The sequence below is a fragment of the Arthrobacter sp. TmtSoilC77 genome, assembly GCF_059739415.1.
Window position 1 is genome coordinate 2,396,839 of record NZ_AP046050.1, and the last position, 15,822, is coordinate 2,412,660.

General features: G+C 61.7%; 13 protein-coding genes. 6 read left to right on the plus strand and 7 right to left on the minus strand.

Going from position 1 to position 15,822, the window contains the following annotated elements; genetic code table 11:
* Positions 1 to 71 precede the first annotated feature (71 nt).
* On the plus strand, positions 72 to 2,147 hold the full coding sequence (gene pta / locus AC6I99_RS11030; protein WP_497945127.1) for a phosphate acetyltransferase: 2,076 nt from the start codon (positions 72 to 74) through the stop codon (positions 2,145 to 2,147).
* On the opposite strand, the gene AC6I99_RS11035 is transcribed toward pta, so the two are convergent.
* Together AC6I99_RS11035 and AC6I99_RS11040 are read right to left on the minus strand one after the other, a co-directional pair.
* Positions 2,144 to 2,602 (minus strand): universal stress protein, encoded by a 459-nt coding sequence (locus AC6I99_RS11035; RefSeq protein WP_497945126.1) that lies wholly within the window; start codon positions 2,600 to 2,602, stop codon positions 2,144 to 2,146. The two genes, pta and AC6I99_RS11035, sit on opposite strands and share 4 nt — an antisense overlap.
* Positions 2,603 to 2,655: 53 nt before the next feature.
* The gene (locus AC6I99_RS11040; RefSeq protein WP_497945125.1) at positions 2,656 to 5,265 is read right to left on the minus strand and encodes a cation-translocating P-type ATPase; all 2,610 of its coding nucleotides are present in this window, start codon (positions 5,263 to 5,265) and stop codon (positions 2,656 to 2,658) included.
* Positions 5,266 to 5,399: 134 nt separating this feature from the next.
* Between AC6I99_RS11040 and AC6I99_RS11045 the strand changes: the two genes are divergently transcribed.
* Positions 5,400 to 5,897, plus strand: coding sequence for a pyridoxamine 5'-phosphate oxidase family protein (locus tag AC6I99_RS11045; RefSeq protein WP_224090115.1), 498 nt, complete (start codon positions 5,400 to 5,402; stop codon positions 5,895 to 5,897).
* A gap of 67 nt (positions 5,898 to 5,964) precedes the next feature.
* On the opposite strand, the gene AC6I99_RS11050 is transcribed toward AC6I99_RS11045, so the two are convergent.
* Positions 5,965 to 6,771: a universal stress protein gene (locus AC6I99_RS11050; RefSeq protein ID WP_497945124.1), complete on the minus strand. Its 807-nt coding sequence runs from the start codon at positions 6,769 to 6,771 to the stop codon at positions 5,965 to 5,967.
* 167 nt (positions 6,772 to 6,938) lie between these two features.
* Here AC6I99_RS11050 and AC6I99_RS11055 point away from each other — a divergent pair, with 167 nt between their 5' ends.
* The gene (locus AC6I99_RS11055) at positions 6,939 to 8,087 is read left to right on the plus strand and encodes an acetate/propionate family kinase (RefSeq protein WP_497945123.1); all 1,149 of its coding nucleotides are present in this window, start codon (positions 6,939 to 6,941) and stop codon (positions 8,085 to 8,087) included.
* 13 nt (positions 8,088 to 8,100) lie between these two features.
* Positions 8,101 to 10,527, plus strand: a complete 2,427-nt coding sequence (locus AC6I99_RS11060; RefSeq protein WP_497945122.1) for a phosphoketolase family protein — start codon at positions 8,101 to 8,103, stop codon at positions 10,525 to 10,527.
* Here AC6I99_RS11060 and AC6I99_RS11065 read toward each other — a convergent pair.
* The gene (locus AC6I99_RS11065; protein WP_497945121.1) at positions 10,524 to 11,981 is read right to left on the minus strand and encodes a multicopper oxidase family protein; all 1,458 of its coding nucleotides are present in this window, start codon (positions 11,979 to 11,981) and stop codon (positions 10,524 to 10,526) included. The genes AC6I99_RS11060 and AC6I99_RS11065 overlap by 4 nt on opposite strands.
* Positions 11,982 to 12,320: 339 nt before the next feature.
* The gene (locus tag AC6I99_RS11070) at positions 12,321 to 13,091 is read right to left on the minus strand and encodes an SDR family NAD(P)-dependent oxidoreductase (protein ID WP_497945120.1); all 771 of its coding nucleotides are present in this window, start codon (positions 13,089 to 13,091) and stop codon (positions 12,321 to 12,323) included.
* Between the two features lie 226 nt (positions 13,092 to 13,317).
* Here AC6I99_RS11070 and AC6I99_RS11075 point away from each other — a divergent pair, with 226 nt between their 5' ends.
* Together AC6I99_RS11075 and AC6I99_RS11080 are read left to right on the plus strand one after the other, a co-directional pair.
* The gene (locus AC6I99_RS11075; RefSeq protein ID WP_497945119.1) at positions 13,318 to 13,791 is read left to right on the plus strand and encodes a DUF1003 domain-containing protein; all 474 of its coding nucleotides are present in this window, start codon (positions 13,318 to 13,320) and stop codon (positions 13,789 to 13,791) included.
* Between the two features lie 79 nt (positions 13,792 to 13,870).
* Positions 13,871 to 14,389, plus strand: coding sequence for a hemerythrin domain-containing protein (locus tag AC6I99_RS11080; RefSeq protein WP_497945118.1), 519 nt, complete (start codon positions 13,871 to 13,873; stop codon positions 14,387 to 14,389).
* A gap of 82 nt (positions 14,390 to 14,471) precedes the next feature.
* Here the strand turns inward: AC6I99_RS11080 and AC6I99_RS11085 are convergent, their stop codons facing one another.
* Positions 14,472 to 14,663: a hypothetical protein gene (locus tag AC6I99_RS11085; protein ID WP_224090122.1), complete on the minus strand. Its 192-nt coding sequence runs from the start codon at positions 14,661 to 14,663 to the stop codon at positions 14,472 to 14,474.
* A 150-nt stretch (positions 14,664 to 14,813) separates the two neighbouring features.
* Complete coding sequence (locus AC6I99_RS11090) at positions 14,814 to 15,788, minus strand: LysR substrate-binding domain-containing protein (protein WP_497945117.1); 975 nt, start codon at positions 15,786 to 15,788, stop codon at positions 14,814 to 14,816.
* Between the last annotated feature and the right edge of the window lie 34 nt (positions 15,789 to 15,822).

Consider the following 15,822-nt stretch of genomic DNA (forward strand, 5'->3'; position numbering starts at 1 on the left):
TCGGCTCTGGCCTCCCGGGCCTGTCCGCGAGAAGCTGTGAAGCGGGCCCGTTCAGGTGTGGAGGGAGACATATGGTCCAGGGCGTTTACGTTGCTTCCGTTGCTCCGGGTTCCGGAAAGTCGCTGGTTGCTTTGGGTCTGGCCGATGCCCTGCATCGCAGGACGGGACGTCCGGGCTTCTTCCGGCCGCTGGTCGATAGTGCCCAGGCCCAGGAGGACCCCGTAATCGTCATGCTTCGCCGACTCTACGAACTGGGACAGTCCCGCTGCCGGAGCGGCATGTCCCTGGACTCAGCGAGGGCGGACGTCGCGGCGGGCCGTCAGGACGAAGTGTTCTCCTGGATCCTGGCGGAATACAGGGAGATTGCCCAAGAGTGCGATGTGGTGGTGGTGGACGGCTCGGACCTTCGCGGAAACGACGCAGGAAGGGAGTTGGACCTCAACACCAGGTTGGCGAACAACCTGGGGCTGCCGGTGCTGGCCGTCGTTGGCGCAAGAGGACTCTCGGTGGCACAGACAGCAGGCGCCGTGGACGCAGCCGTCAGGCAGTTCAAGGCGGGGCGCTGCCCACTCCTGGCATTGGTGGTGAATCGCGCCGATCCCAAGGCACTGGGGGACGTCCATCGGGCTGTAAAGGCATCTGCGGGGGAGGTCCCTTCATACGTCATACCCGAAGTGCCGCAGATTTCCACCCCAACTGTTGCAGACGTCGCCTCTTCCTTGGGCCTTACCCTTATGTCGGGCAGCACAGAGCTGGACCGTGATGTGCGCAGTATCAAGGTGGCGGGAATGAACGTGGACAACTTCCTTGAGACTCTCCATGCCGGAGATCTGGTCATCGTTGCCGGTGACCGCTCCGACGTCATGATGGCCTGCGTGGCCTCGGCCCTGTCGCCCGAACTTCCGACGCCTGCGGGCATTATCCTGTCGGATGGGCTGCTTCCCGGTGCACACGTGCTGCCGTTGTTGGAGCGTGCGCCCTTCCCTGTCTTCACGCACCCGACAGATACGTATGTCACGGCACAAAAGGTCGCGGGTGTGCGCAGTGAGATCCACACGGGGGAGAACCGTAAGCTGGCTGCGGCGCTGGGGGTTTGGTCCCGCTTCGTCAACGAAACCGAAATGCTCGATCGTTTGGCCCTTCCACATCCGGCCACTGTGACGCCCCTGCGCTTCCTCAACGAGCTGATCGAAAGGGCCCGGAATCAGGAACGAAGAATTGTTCTGGCCGAGGGCGAAGAATTGCGCGTCCTGCGGGCGGCCGAGATCCTTCGACGCCGGGATGTTTGCAGGATAACGGTCCTTGGCAACGTAGCTGCGATCCGGGAGCTCGCTGAAGCCCATGGCATCGATGTGAGCGGGCTCCAGATACTTGATCCTGCCAGTTCACCGCTCAGGGAGCGCTTTGCTGCCGAGTATTGCCGCTTGAGGGCCCGGAAAGGCATGATCATGGAACGCGCCCGGGAAATCATGCTTGATGGCGCGTACTTCGGCACCATGATGGTCCAGCTCGGTGAAGCAGACGGCATGGTTTCCGGCGCGGCCCACACTACGGCCAATACCATACGGCCGGCGTTGGAGTTCGTGAAGGGCCGGGAGGGGGAAGGCCTGGTCTCCTCTGTCTTCTTCATGTTGTTTCCGGACCGGGTGTTCGTTTATGGAGACTGCGCGGTGGTTCCCGAGCCGAACGCAGAACAACTCGCGGAAATCGCCATCGCTTCCGCTGACACTGCTTCCCGTTTCGGTGTAGAGCCGAGGGTGGCCATGCTTTCCTATTCGACGGGAGGCTCCGGATCCGGAACTGCCGTAGACAAGGTGCGCCGCGCCACGGAACTGGTCAGGGATGCACGTCCTGATCTTCCGGTGGATGGGCCAATTCAGTACGACGCCGCAGTGGATGCGACCATCGCGAGCTCCAAGTTGCCTTCATCGACCGTCGCAGGGAAGGCGACTGTCTTCATCTTTCCCGACCTCAACACTGGCAACAACACCTACAAGGCGGTGGAGCAGTCCTCGGGTGCTATCGCCGTCGGGCCTATCCTGCAGGGTCTGCGCAAGCCCATCAACGATCTATCCAGGGGTTCAACCGTGGATGACATCATCAACACGGTAGCCATCACCGCCGTCCAGGCCCAGCAAGCAGGCTAGGCGTCTTCCTCCGTAGCCACCAGAAGAACCGGGCAGTGGGCATGGGCTGCGCAGGCTTTGCTGACCGAACCAATGGGCTGATTCAGGAAGCCGCCGGCGCCGTGCCTGCCTACGACGAGCAACTGGGATCCACGGCTTTCCTCGACCAATACCTTCGCTGGATCGCCGAATTTGACAGTGACCGTCAGGTCCTCGGGGCGGGATTCTCCGAAAGCGCGCTCAAGTGCCTCCTCCACCAGGCGCCTCGCGGTGTCCTCAAGCTGTGAACTAAAACGGGTCAGCTCAGGTTCGAAGCGCGATGCCATGTAGAAATCGGACATGCCGATGCAGGTGACCACGTCCATGGGCCCGCCAAGGGTGGACGCCATCCGCCCTGCCATTTCGAGGGTCTTCGAGGAGTATTCCGAGCCATCGACGCCGACGACAATTCGATTCGGCCGTGATTGTGGGTTCATGGGACCAGCTTGCCCCTGCGCGCGGTGCCAGGATAGGGCCAAAGGACACGTTTTCAGGCCCGCGAAGGGGTTCCGCTTTGCCGGTGACGCAGCCGTTTGTAGAGCCAATCGACGCCAAGGACGCCGGGAATGGCAAGGACGGCTACGAGCCACCCCAAGGCAGTGGGCGGCGCCTGTCCAAGGATTCCGGCCAGGGGCGGAACGAACAGGAACAGGGCCAGTGCCGCCAATTCCGCGGATACAGCCCACAGCAGGAGCCGGTTGGTGAACCATCCCTGCTTCCAGGGGGGAGCCGTTGCGCTCCGGCATGCGAAAGCGGTGGCCAGTTGGCCCAGCACCACGGCGGCAAACGCAGCCCCGGACGCTGACATCAGTACACCCGGATCCCACATTTGGCCACGAACCCAGCCGCTGCCGAACAGCACTGTGGAGAATGCTGCCATGGCTATCAAAGCCTCGGTTGGTCCCATTACAGCGAACACCCTCAGCATGAGTTGACGGTCCAGGAGATGCCGCTTTTCGGGTGGTCTCTTCAGTACGCGCTGACCCGGCGGCTCGGCGCCGAGAGCCAGGGCAGGCAGCAGATCCGTTCCGATGTCGAGCGCCAGGATCTGGAGGACACCAAGCGCAAGCGGGAATTGGCCGCCTGACAACGCCCAGATGACGAAAGGTGCCAGCTCCGCCACGTTGTCCGTGAGGTGGTAAGTAAGGAAGCGGTGAATGTTCGAGTAGGTAGCGCGCCCCTGTTCGATTGCGGCCACGATCGTAGCGAAATGGTCGTCCAGGAGAACCAAATCCGCAGCTTCGCGGGCCACGTCCGTGCCGCTGAGTCCCATGGCTACCCCAATGTCGGCCTGGCGAAGCGCGGGACCGTCATTGACGCCGTCTCCCGTCATCGCCACCACATGGCCGCGGGCCTGCAATGCCTTCGCCACGCGTAGCTTTTGCTCCGGCGACACCCTGCTGACCACAACGCCGTCGCGGTCCAGGAGGGCCCCGAGGATCTGCTCATCCTCCGGGAGGTCGACGCCTTGGACGACGAGGTTGTCCGGCCCCATCAGCCCAATCTCCCTGGCGATTGCACCGGCCGTTGATGGGTGGTCGCCAGTGATCATTGCGATCCTGATCCCAGCCCCTCTGGCTGCCTTGATCACCTCACCGACATCCGGCCTGGGCGGGTCATGGAGCCCGATGAGGCCCAAGGGCACAAGGTTGCGTTCGGCCTCTACGGCCGATCGGTCCAGCCAGTCCTCTGCCCTTCCGGGCAACTCCCGGCTTGCCACTGCTATCACCCGCAATCCGCGCGAAGCCATTGATTCTACGGCGTCGGCCAAGATGCCGGAGGTGTCCCCGCACAAGGGCAAAACCGATTCAGGGGCCCCCTTGACGAAAAGCGTTGCGCCGACAATGACGGACTCCCGGCGTCTGGTGGCGTCAAAGGCAAAGCGCCGCATGGTGGTGACCGTGTCAGGCTCGCGCCCCAGCAGCCGCCGTGCCAGGGAATCAATGGCCGCTTCCATGGGGTCGCCACTGGCCGTCCATTCACCTGTGTGTTGCACCGCCCGTCCTTGCGACGCTGCCCGTGCACCCAAAGCGGCCAGCAGCGACGCGCTGCGTGCCTGTCCTTCGATCCGTGCAACGGGGCCGTAGCCCTCGCCCACGATCTTCACTGCACCGTCGGAAGTGATGACTTCGACGGCGTTCATCCGGTTTTGCGTCAAGGTTCCGGTTTTGTCCGTGCAGATGAAGGTGGTGGAACCGAGCGTCTCCACTGCCTCCAGGTTGCGGACGAGTGCTTGCCGTTCAGCCATACGCTGCGCCCCCATAGCCAATGACAGAGTGACGGTGGGCAGGAGGCCTTCCGGAATCAGCGCGACGGCAACACCGATCGCAAACAGAAACGAGTCGCGCCAGACTATCCCTACCAAGAGCGAAACGACGAAGAACGAGCCTGCAACGGTCAAAGCAACAATGGCTATGAGCCGGACTATCCTCCGGAGTTCCAGGGTCAGGGGAGTTGGTGGTGACTTGGTGCCACTCGTGAGGGCGGCAATTGCGGCCAGTTTGGTGTTCCCGCCCGTGGCGGTGACAAGGCCTTCTGCTTCTCCGTTGACCAGGAACGTTCCACCCCAGACAGGTTCATTGCTGCCTTTGGGCACTGCTGCACTTTCGCCGGTCAGCATGGATTCATCCACCGTGCAGCTTGAGGCCGCAACGAGCAGGATGTCCGCGGGAAGCCTGTCGCCGGCTGCCAGAATGACGACGTCCCGCGGGACGAGGTCGCTGGCATGCACGCTTTGGATCCTCCCGTCCCGCCGTACATTCACTTCGGCCGGGAGGAGGCCCTGCAGTCGTTCAGCTGCGTGCTGGGCACGTTCTTGTTGGATGTGGGCGAAGACCCCGTTGACGATGACAACAACGATGATTGCCACACACAGCTGCGGCATGCCACCGATGTAGGCCAACGCGGCGGCAACCCACAACATCAATGCGAAGAAGTGTGTCAACTCGCCCAACAGCTTTCGCCACTGCGGCAACTTTCTGGCTTGCGGCAGAACGTTTGGGCCCGTTTCTGCCAATAACTCCGCGGCCTCGCGGGAACTCAGGCCGTCGGTTCGGGTCGCTGCAGGCAGCGGCGCAGGGGGTTTGTTCCCAGAGGACATGGTTTCTCCAAAACGGGATGCCTGTTCCTGAAAGGCTCCATCAGCAGCCCTGACGTGTCTAGGGCCAAAGGGCACGGTTGGGAAAGGACCTTCTGCCCTACACGTGCCGCGTCTGAGGCGTTAGGCTCGGCGCCATGGAGAACACATCACCGGACCAGGAAACGAAAGAACTCAGCGTCCACGACTGCTGGAAGTATTTGCAGTCCACGTCTACGTGCAGGGTGGCACTCATCAATGGGGACGTTCCGGAGATCTTCCCGGTTAACTACATCCCTAATTTCGGGACGCTGCTGTTCAGGACCGGGCAGGGGACCAAACACAACGCCCTCCGCGAAGGGTCCGTGCTTGCTATGGAAGCTGACGGGTTCAACCGTTACGGGACCATTGCCTGGAGCGTCATCATTAAGGGACGCCCCGAGTTCGTGACCCATCCCGAAGAAATTCAGGAAGCGGTGGATGCAGGCTTGTCCCCGTGGCAGCCCGGTCCGAAGGACATTTTGGTGCGGGTGACGCCAACGGAAATCAGTGGACGGCGGTTTGTCATCACCCCACCCTCCAAGTGGTGGCCGCCGCTGGATCCTGCCGCATCTGACGACGGGGCCGCGGAAGGGAACGACGCCGGACACCAGTAGCGGGCGCGACGGCCCGGGTTGGCGGTCTGGTTTCAGGACGGCCTTGTCAGGTTTCAGGACGGCCTCGTCAGGATGACGGCCTCGTCAGGATTGTGGGGCACTGGACATTGAGGAGAACGTGCTGTGCCACGGATCCCAGCAGCACCCGTAGGCCACCCCGCCCGCGGCAGCCCATGACCAGCAGCCGGGCCTCCCTGGCAGCATCCACCAGCGCGTCCCCAGGTCCGAGGCTGTCCTCCAGCTTTTCCTGCACGGATACCCCGGGGTAGTTTTCGTTGACCCAGCGGACGGCCTCGGCCATGATGCCACCGTTCCGGGGAGATCGGGGATCCGGACCCGTCGCATGAACGATGATCAGTTCTTCATCCATACGCTGTGCCTCACTCGCCGCCAGATCCAGGGCAGTGAGCGAATCGGCGGAGCCGTCGACTCCGACCACCACGCCCGTGCGGACACCGGATGCCATGTCCGGAACCACCGCGACAGGGCAGTTGCTTGTGACTGCGATCTGGAAACTGACGGATCCGTATCCCTGCCCTTCCGTCCCTGGCCCGCGGTCGGTTCCTGCAACCAGCATGTTTGCTTCCGGGGACAGGCCGGCGAGGGTTTCTGCAGGTTCTCCGGTCAACTGTGTGGATGAGACCTCCAACGAAGGGTACGCCTGGGCGAGCCGCCCGGTTTCGCTGCCTAACAGGTCGCCAGCCCGTTCCAGGGCCAACTTTCGTTCATCCGCCCCGGGAAACGCCCAGTCCGGCGGAACGACATGAACGAGGTTGAGCCCCAGACCAAGGGCATCTGCATGTGCCGCCGCCCAGTCTGCGACGTTCCGGCCGGCCCTGGAACCATCAAGGGCTGCCACGATCTGGTTCTTCACGTAACGGCGTCCCCTCGCGTGTCCCAACAGTGATCGTTTCCACTATCTGCGGGTGAAGTCGCCGTCGCAAGGGCCAGAAGACCTTTCCGCCGCCTGCAGAAGTGCGTTAGGGTCCTCAGCAGAGGGCTGGAGGCTCCCACTGGACATCGGGCGGGAAGGATCACAATGTGCAAGTTCTTGTGCTGAACCCCGGTTCCTCATCGCTGAAATACCATTTGAGGGACACTTTGCACCCCGCTGGGAACAACAGCGTCCTGACTTCGGGACAGGTCAATTTGCCACCGGATGGCCGCCATGATCCATCTCTCCTGCTGGAGACTTTTGAAGAAATCGGTGCCGCAGTGGCCAAGAACGCGGGAACAGGATTTCCGGAGGCAATCGGACATCGCGTCGTTCACGGCGGTGACCGGTTCAGTACTCCGGTACGCGTTACGTCGGACGTTGTGGCGGCCATTGAACGGCTGAGTCCCTTGGCGCCGCTGCATAACCCCGCGAGCGCCGCCTGTATGAAGACTGCCGGAGAACGCTGGCCGGGGGTCCCCCAAGTGGCTGTGTTCGACACAGGGTTTCACCGTTCCATCCCCGAGTTCGCAGCCCGCTATGCGATTCCGGAAGACAGCTATACAGCGCACCCTGTCAGGCGCTATGGATTCCACGGCATTTCCGTTGAGATGGCATGCCGTGATGCGGCTGCGTTTCTTGATGTGGCCTGTCCTTCCCTTAACGCAATAGTGGCGCACGTGGGTAATGGCGCATCGGTGACGGCAGTCAGGGACGGCCGGAGCGTGGACACCTCCATGGGTATGACACCGCTGGAAGGGCTGGTCATGGGTACCCGATCGGGGGACCTGGACCCTTCCATCATCGTCTTGATGCAACGTGCGGGAGCCACTGCAGACGAAGTCGATGCTGTCCTCAATCATCGATCGGGCCTCCTGGCATTGGCAGGAACGGCGGACATGCGCCAAATTGGCGCTGCGGTAGAGAGGGCAGAGCCCAGGGCAGTTCTGGCCCTCGAGACTGCTGCCTACCGTCTGGCCAAGTACATCGCGGCATACTCGATGGTGGTTCATCGGCCCGACGTTTTAGTGTTCACGGGGGGCGTGGGCGAGAATTCCCATGTGTTCAGGGCCAAGGTCCTTTCCTGGCTTGGCCCTTTGGGACTACGCGTCGCCGCGGACGGGAACTCAGCTGATGTGAAAGGCATCCGCGGCGTCAGCACGGAGGATTCCACATTTCCTGTGCTTGTGGTGCCCAGCGACGAGGAGCGCGCAATCGCAGAAGCCACTGCTTCACTCCTCGCTGAACGTGAATAGGAAGGATTGCAAGATGAGGCCAAGCACGCCGGACACCCGCCAAGTCAATGGGCCGGAGTCCGAGGACTTTCAATTGCTCAACCGTTACTGGGCTGCCGCGAACTACCTCACCGTGGCTCAGATCTACCTTCAGGAAAATCCTCTTCTGCGCGAACCATTGCAAGCACGGCACATCAAACCCCGGCTTCTGGGCCATTGGGGAACCAGCCCCGGGTTGTCTCTCATTTATGCCCACCTGAACCGGCTTATCTGTCGCACGAAGGCGGAAGTCCTCTTGGTGACTGGCCCTGGCCATGGAGGCCCCGCCGTCGTTGCCAATACGTATCTTGAGGGCAGCTATTCAGAGGTCTATCCGGCTGTTGGCAGGGATCTTGAAGGGCTGAGGCGCCTTGTCAGGCAATTTTCGACGCCCGGCGGGATCGCCAGCCATGTCGGACCGGCCACGCCCGGTTCCATCCACGAAGGCGGTGAACTGGGCTACTCGCTGATGCATGCCACTGGAGCCGCCATGGACAATCCGGACCTCATTGTGGCCTGTGTGGTTGGGGATGGAGAGGCAGAAACAGGGCCTTTGGAGGGTTCATGGAAGGCGCCGGCATTTATCAACCCGCTCCGCGACGGCGCGGTCCTTCCTGTTCTCCACCTCAATGGATACAAGATCTCTGGTCCCACGGTCTTGGGCCGTCGCACGGACATGGACGTCGCGGCGTTGCTGGCGGCGCATGGCTGGGACCCTGTCACTGTTGCCGGAGACGATCCGGACCTTGTACACCCAGCCTTGGCCTCCGCGATGGATTCGGCGTACGCCTCCATCCGGGCCATACAATCGCATGCCCGCCAAGAAGGCGTTACGGGTCCGGCCCGATGGCCTGCCATTATCCTTCGCACTCCCAAAGGTTGGACGGGGCCGGTCGCAGTGGACGGAGTGCCGGTTGAAGGAACCAGCCGTTCACATCAGGTGCCGTTGGCTGGAGTAAGGGAAAAGCCCGGGCATCTGGCGCAACTGGAGACCTGGATGCGCTCCTACCGTCCGGAGGACCTCTTCGATGACCAAGGGCGCCTTATCCCTGAACTGGCGGCCTTGGCTCCCGACGGCGACCTTCGCATGGGAGCGCTGCCGGCGAGCCGCGGGGTGGGCGGTGGAGAACTCGTGATCCCCGACCTTGGCCGGTACGCCGTCGGGGCTGTTCCTCGCGGAGCGTTGATGCACGAGAGCACCAGACCACTCGGGGAGATGCTCAGGGACATCTATGTCGATACCGCCGATGATCCCAAATTCCGCCTTTTCTGCCCGGACGAAACCAATAGCAACCGGCTTGGTGCAGTCTTTGAAGCCACGGACAGGTGCCTGCTGGAGTCGCCCACTAACAGCGCCGCAGCCCTGGCTGAGGACCATGTATCGGCCAGCGGCCGGGTCATGGAGGTCCTCTCCGAACACCTGTGCCAAGGCTGGCTCGAAGGATACGTGCTAACAGGACGGCACGGCCTCTTCGCAAGCTACGAGGCATTTGCGATGGTGAGCGCCTCCATGACAGTCCAGCACGCCAAATGGTTGCAGCATTCCAGGGAGCTGGAATGGCGCCAGCCCGTCCCGAGCCTGAATATCCTGCTGACCTCCACCTGTTGGCGAAACGATCACAACGGATTCAGCCATCAGGGACCGGGGCTCATCGACACGGTCCTATCCCTGTCCGGAAGTGTCATCAGGGTCTACCTCCCGCCGGATGCCAATACCCTGTTAGTGGCGGCGGAGCACATGCTGGGGAGCAAGGACTACGTAAACCTCGTTGTCATCGACAAGCAGGACCACCCCCAGTATCTGACGCTTGCCGAGGCCAGGGAGCACGCTGCCGTTGGTGCGTCCATATGGGGGTGGGCCGGGAATGAACAGCGCGGCAGTTCACCCGTCGCTGCAGAACCTGACATCATCCTTGCCTGTGCCGGGGATGTTCCCACCCAGGAGACCTTGGCCGCTGCCTGGCTTCTCCAGCGTCACGTCCCCAGGCTGACCGTGCGGGTGGTCAACGTCATGGATGCTATGGTGCTCCCGCCTGCGGATGCGCATCCCCACGGGCTCTCAACTGAGAAGTTTGAGGAGATCTTTACTACTGATGTGGACGTGGTGATGGCGTGGCATGGATACGCGCGGGCTCTCCATCAACTCCTGCATGGCCGCCCACTTCCCGAGAGATTCCACGTCCGCGGTTACAACGAACAGGGGACCACCACCACACCCTTTGACATGGTGGTGCTGAACAGGGTCAGCCGCTACCACCTGGTCATGGAGGCGCTACGCCGGGCCCGTGGGCGCTTCGCAGGTTCGGAAGAACTTGTGAAGCACTGTCTGAGCCAGCTTGACGCCCACGCAACCTACATACGGGAGCATTTCGAAGACCTTCCGGAGATCAGGGACTGGACATGGTCGGAGCCGGATTCCTAACGAACTTCGATGACGCCCATCATTCCCAGGTCTTCGTGGTCAAGAATGTGGCAGTGGTAGACGGAGCGTCCGACGAAATCACTAAATGCCACGCGGACCGTGACCCTGCCATTCGCAGGAACGTTCACCACGTCTTGACGTCGAACGACATCCGATGCCTTGCCGTTTTCTTCGATGACCTGCATGGGCCACACGTGAAGATGGAAGGGATGGTCCATGGGGCTGCCGTTGATCAAGGTCCATTCCTCGACGCTCCCGACCGAAGCTGTAGTGTCCGTCCTGGTGGCGTCGAACTGCTTGCCATTGATTGTGAATCCCATCATCCCCATACCCATCCCGGCGCCGAATGTCAGGCGACGGTGGACCGCTACCGGGGACGACCTGAGGTCGAGGCCTTGGTTTCCCCCGGGCACCTCAGGCCACGGCCCTGCCTGTTTTCCCGCAACACGTAACGTGGCCAAAGGTGTGCTGTCGTTGTCCTCCGTACCTGACACCTTCGATCCTCCAGTGCCCGGGATTACCGGCAGGACGCCACGATTGTGTTGTGTGGCTCGCAGGACGGAATCGCCAGTGACTGTTGTGACCAACAGGTCGGCGCGGTTGCCCGGAGCGAGCAGCAGGTCCTCTGTGGCAAGTGGCCGTGGCAGTCGACCGGAGTCCACCGCCAGCAGCTGAAGGTGCTGGCCGTCAATGCTCAAACGGAGATAACGGGCAGCACAGGCATTGATGATCCGCCACCTTTCGCGTTCGCCGGGGCGGGCCTCCAACCGCGGATTGAGTTGCCCATTGACCAAGAGAAGCGTGCCCTCGCGGCCGGCTATCCTCTCCATTTGAGACGCCTGCTGGACGTTCCCGAAAGGGTCCAACGTGGTGTCGGAAACCACCAGGATCCGTTCGCGAACCGTGTTGATGGTCTCAGGGTCCTCAACGATGATCGCTCCGAAGAGGCCTCCAAAGATCTGGTCGGCAACATTGCCGTGATGATGGGGGTGGTACCAGTACACGCCCGGAGGATGGTCCTCACGTAGACGGTATTCGTAGTCGAAGGTCCTGCCGGGGCCAACAACGATAAAAGCATTGTCGCCGTCGCCTTGGGGTGAGACATGCAGTCCGTGCACATGAAGGTTCGTGGGTTCACGCAGGTTATTGGCGAGGTGGATTCTTACGACATCACCGGGTTGGATCCGAAGCGTTGGACCAGGTACTTCATTGTTGTAGGCAACGGCGGAGGCCTGCCGTCCCGCGAGCTCCACACGGCTGTGTCCGGCTTCAAGCTGGACGTTCAGTCTGCCTGCCGAACTCTTCACAACCGGCGGATAGGTCAAATCGGTTCCAACGCTGGCACCGGTGGGATGGGACGCCAGCGTCGTAACAAGGCCTGTCCCGCCCACGACAGTGCTCGCCAAACCCAGGCTTCCCAGGAGCAACGCCGAACGCCTGCTGAGGGGCTCCATCAGGGTCCTTCACCGAGAACCTTGATCCTGTCACGGTATTCGTCTGCGGTGAGTTCCCCCCTCGCAAATCGTTCATCGAGTATTTGCCGGGCCGGGCTTCGTCCGGGGGGCTGTAGGTCGGGGGTGTGGCGTGATCCGGTACCGTACCCCCCGCCGAACATCCGGACTGCAAGAAGCACAAGGATCGCAAGGCCGATGAGCGTGAGAAGCCCCCAGATCCACATCCAAACGTTGCCCATCCCATAGCCCCACATCATGACAAGAACCTTTCACCTGACGCACCACCGTTGTGTACCCGATCTGCGGACAGGTTCGCCCGCCTCTTTCGACTGGCCCCTCTCAGATAGCGGCCCATCCATTGTCGGAGGGGAGCACACTCCCGTTGATATTCGATCCGTCCCGGCTCAGCAGGAACGTTATACCGGCCGCTAGTTCCTCGGCTTCTGCGATAGGCGGCACATTGACCTGCATGAGTGGGCCGAGAACTTCAGCCGCGAGCTGGGACTGGAACTCGGCATGGATATTGGTCCTTGTTCCGCCGGGGCAAACCGCATTCACGCGAATGCCCTTGCGCCCGTACATGACCGCCGAATTGCGCGTGAGGCCGATGACTGCGTGCTTCGAAACGGTGTACGCTGCTCCTGCCGCCGAGCCTCGGAGTCCGGCTTCCGATGACACATTCACGATTGAGCCGTATCCGGCGTCGAGCATCAACGGCACCACGGCGCGCATGAGGCGCATCATCGATGTGAGGTTCACGTCGAGCACTCGCTCCCACGTCGTGTCGTCCACCTCATGGACGGGCTGAAAACTGTCCATGATGCCCGCGACATTCGCCAGGGCGTCAATCCTTCCGTTGGCTGCAGCGACGACACGCTGCACGGCGTCCTCAGCGCTGATATCACCTGCCGCGGGCACGAGGTCCAAGTCTGAATGATCGGCAACAAGCCGGTCCACGCCATCCTGGCTCACATCATTGGCGATGACATGCCCGCCTTCCCGGGCAACGCGCAGCGCGGTCGCACGACCGATGCCAGAAGCTGCCCCGGTGACGATGACGGTCTGACCGTCAAACCGGCCAGGTGTGACGACTTCGCGCCATGCGGGCATGGGAGGCTCCTTCTACGTTCAGGGACCGGTACGCCGAGCCGGCATTTTGAGGAATCGGGCTGCTGTGTTTGGTTGGCACTCTGCCAGCTGGGAGCCGGTGAAACGGGTAGTGTATTTTGTTCTTAATTCGTGTGGTCGTCCTTAAGCTCTAGCGTGCGGCGGAAACAAAGCCGCCAACAAGTGCTGAAAGTCCCTATGCTTCCGGGCAGGCCTTTACGCTGTGCTCATGAGTGAAACAGAGACAACGTGGCATGGGCAGCATAAGGCGGGTCTGAGCCGAGGTGAGCGCGCGGCAGACATACTTCGGAATGGCATGGGAAGCTGGACTTTCGTTGGGCTGTTCGTGGTATTCATGTCAGCCTGGGCCGTGGTGAATACGTATATTTTGGCCAATCAGGCATGGGACCCCTATCCGTTTATTCTCCTGAACCTCTTTTTGTCCATGCTGGCCGGTCTCCAAGGTGCCATATTGCTCATTGCTGCAAAGCGGCAGGACGCGATAGCCGCCGCCATGGCTCTGCACGACTATGAAACGGACATGCAGGCGAAGACAGAGATCGATCGACTGATGGCCATCAACAGCCAGCAGCTGGAACTTCTTGAGGAGCTTAGGGTCCTGCTGCGGGAGCCGCGAATGTCGGGGACCGACGGCGGAACACCCCCCGCGGACCCCGACGCTTGGAACCCGCGCTCGGTTTGAGGTTGCTGGAACGGTTCAGCGACGTAGAGTGGAAATGCTTGGTTTTGGCAACCCGCTCGCTCAAGTTGCAGGAGACGGTATGCATCACGACACGCACAAAGATCCGGCAGCAGAGCGGCGCGCGCTCCAGGCCGTCGAGCATCATCACGCAGAAATGCTTGGGAAGCTGCGCGAGCTCGTGTCCGCGCTCGTCCGGGCAGTTGAGGAGAGAGACTCCAACACCGGACATCACGCCCAGGAGGAGTTGCTTGCCTGGTGCGAGCATGAGCTGATTCCCCACGCTTTGGCAGAGGAGGAGCCTCTCTATGGAGGCGCCAGGAAAGCTTTGGAGGGCAGGCTTCTGGTTGAAGGCATGTTGGCCGAGCACAAAGCAATTGTCGGTCTCGTGGAGCAACTTCGTGTTTCCCGCGGTGTGAAGGCTGCGGTGACCGGCGGAGTCATAGAAGAACTCTTCGCCTTGCACTTGGACAAGGAGAACCAGCTCCTCATGCCGTTTATCGCTGATTCCGCTGAGCTTTCTCTGGCGTCCGCCGTCGAAGGGCTGCACGAATTGGTTGGTGAAGCTCATTCTCACACTCACCACCACAAACAAAGCTGAGAGGCCTGAGTCTGTGCACGGATTGTGATGCGCGTGGTCCGGTAAAAAAGCAGAGGGTTCCAGGTCTGTGGCTACAATTCCGTCACCCAAACGCGCCCAGCTGGATGTTGACGGCAAGCACCACGGACGCCAGCGCGAGGATTCCCGCGCCGAGCTGCAAGAGGAGGCCGTCCTTGGAGAGCCGCGATCCTCCTGGCGCGGAGCGCGGAATGAGGGACACCGCACTGAAACTGGTCACCAAAGCCGCGGCGATGATGAGGCTCAAGCTAAGCATGGCGCCAGAACCTTCGCCGGCTTGCAAAACTTCCAGGGCGATAGACGACGACGTTGTCGCATGGGGGGCTGCCTTTCGCAGACGGATGCAACAACAGTATCGTCAATTGTTGACGATTGACAAGAATTTCGACCTGCAGTCTGCCTTCGTTCAGCCCTCTCCGGGAACCTCGGACGAAGGCAGCGCCCGTAGAGCAAGTTCGCTTGCCATCTCGTCCCCGACTTCGCGGAGTTTTTCTGCCAGCAGTGCTGCGCTTGGGGCCAGGGGCCTATCGGGATGGAGCAGCAGCCCTACTTGTTGAGCCAGTCCGTTCAGATGAAGGTCGACGATCTTAACATCCGGTTCAGCCAAGGCCATGGACTCAGGCATGAGAGCCAGGAACCCCGCCTCCACCACGAGCGTACGCACGGTGGCCGGAGCGCCGGATTCGACCTGTTGTGCAGGTGGGGCAAGCCCGGCATTCCTGAAATTCTGTTCGAGCTCATCGCGAAGCGGAGTGTTGGCAAGTGGTACCACCCAGCGCTGATCTGCCAGGTCCTGCAGGGTTACGTTGGGCATGGCGTGGGCGGGGTGCCACGGAGCGGCGACGATGCGAAAGTCTTCACGGTACAGGGGGACGAGCCGCAGCCGTGCTGTACTGGGATGCTCAGTCACACGCCCTACAAGCAGGTCCAGGTCACCATTGCCCAGTTCCTGGATCAGTGTCTCAGGCGGCGCTTCGCGGAGACGGACTTCCACGCGGGGCTTTTCGGCGGTGAGGCGGGCGACAGCGCGCGGCAACAGGAGATTGGCGCCGGTGACATGGGCGCCCACCTTAATCAGGCCCGACGCAGGGTCGGCCAGTTCCTCTACCCGGCGCCGCAGGGTGCTGAGATGACCGACGATGGCCTTTGCATGCTCAAGGCATGCCTCCCCGGCCGGCGTAGGGACCATCCCACGCGCCGTTCGCTCGAAAAGGGGTGCTCCGATGGCGTGTTCGGCTTCCCGTAAAGCGCGGCTCAACGCCGGTTGGGTTAGATAGAGTTCTTCGGCCGCCCGGACCAAGCTGCCTTGCTCCGCCACAGTGAGCGCAATGACAAGGTGGCGGAGCTTTACGTGGGTGGTCAGCAGCGCCCGCAGGTCCATGCCTTCATCCTACGGGTCGATATCCTGCGGGCTG

Excerpts from the sequence above, each read along its gene's own strand:
- AC6I99_RS11070 (WP_497945120.1), bottom strand. The coding sequence starts at position 13,091 with ATGCCCGCATGGCGCGAAGTCGTCACACCTGGCCGGTTTGACGGTCAG.
- AC6I99_RS11045 (WP_224090115.1), top strand. The coding sequence starts at position 5,400 with ATGGAGAACACATCACCGGACCAGGAAACGAAAGAACTCAGCGTCCAC.
- AC6I99_RS11060 (WP_497945122.1), top strand. The coding sequence starts at position 8,101 with ATGAGGCCAAGCACGCCGGACACCCGCCAAGTCAATGGGCCGGAGTCC.
- AC6I99_RS11085 (WP_224090122.1), bottom strand. The coding sequence starts at position 14,663 with ATGCTTAGCTTGAGCCTCATCATCGCCGCGGCTTTGGTGACCAGTTTC.
- AC6I99_RS11035 (WP_497945126.1), bottom strand. The coding sequence starts at position 2,602 with ATGAACCCACAATCACGGCCGAATCGAATTGTCGTCGGCGTCGATGGC.
- AC6I99_RS11080 (WP_497945118.1), top strand. The coding sequence starts at position 13,871 with ATGCATCACGACACGCACAAAGATCCGGCAGCAGAGCGGCGCGCGCTC.
- AC6I99_RS11065 (WP_497945121.1), bottom strand. The coding sequence starts at position 11,981 with ATGGAGCCCCTCAGCAGGCGTTCGGCGTTGCTCCTGGGAAGCCTGGGT.
- pta (WP_497945127.1), top strand. The coding sequence starts at position 72 with ATGGTCCAGGGCGTTTACGTTGCTTCCGTTGCTCCGGGTTCCGGAAAG.
- AC6I99_RS11090 (WP_497945117.1), bottom strand. The coding sequence starts at position 15,788 with ATGGACCTGCGGGCGCTGCTGACCACCCACGTAAAGCTCCGCCACCTT.
- AC6I99_RS11040 (WP_497945125.1), bottom strand. The coding sequence starts at position 5,265 with ATGTCCTCTGGGAACAAACCCCCTGCGCCGCTGCCTGCAGCGACCCGA.
- AC6I99_RS11075 (WP_497945119.1), top strand. The coding sequence starts at position 13,318 with ATGAGTGAAACAGAGACAACGTGGCATGGGCAGCATAAGGCGGGTCTG.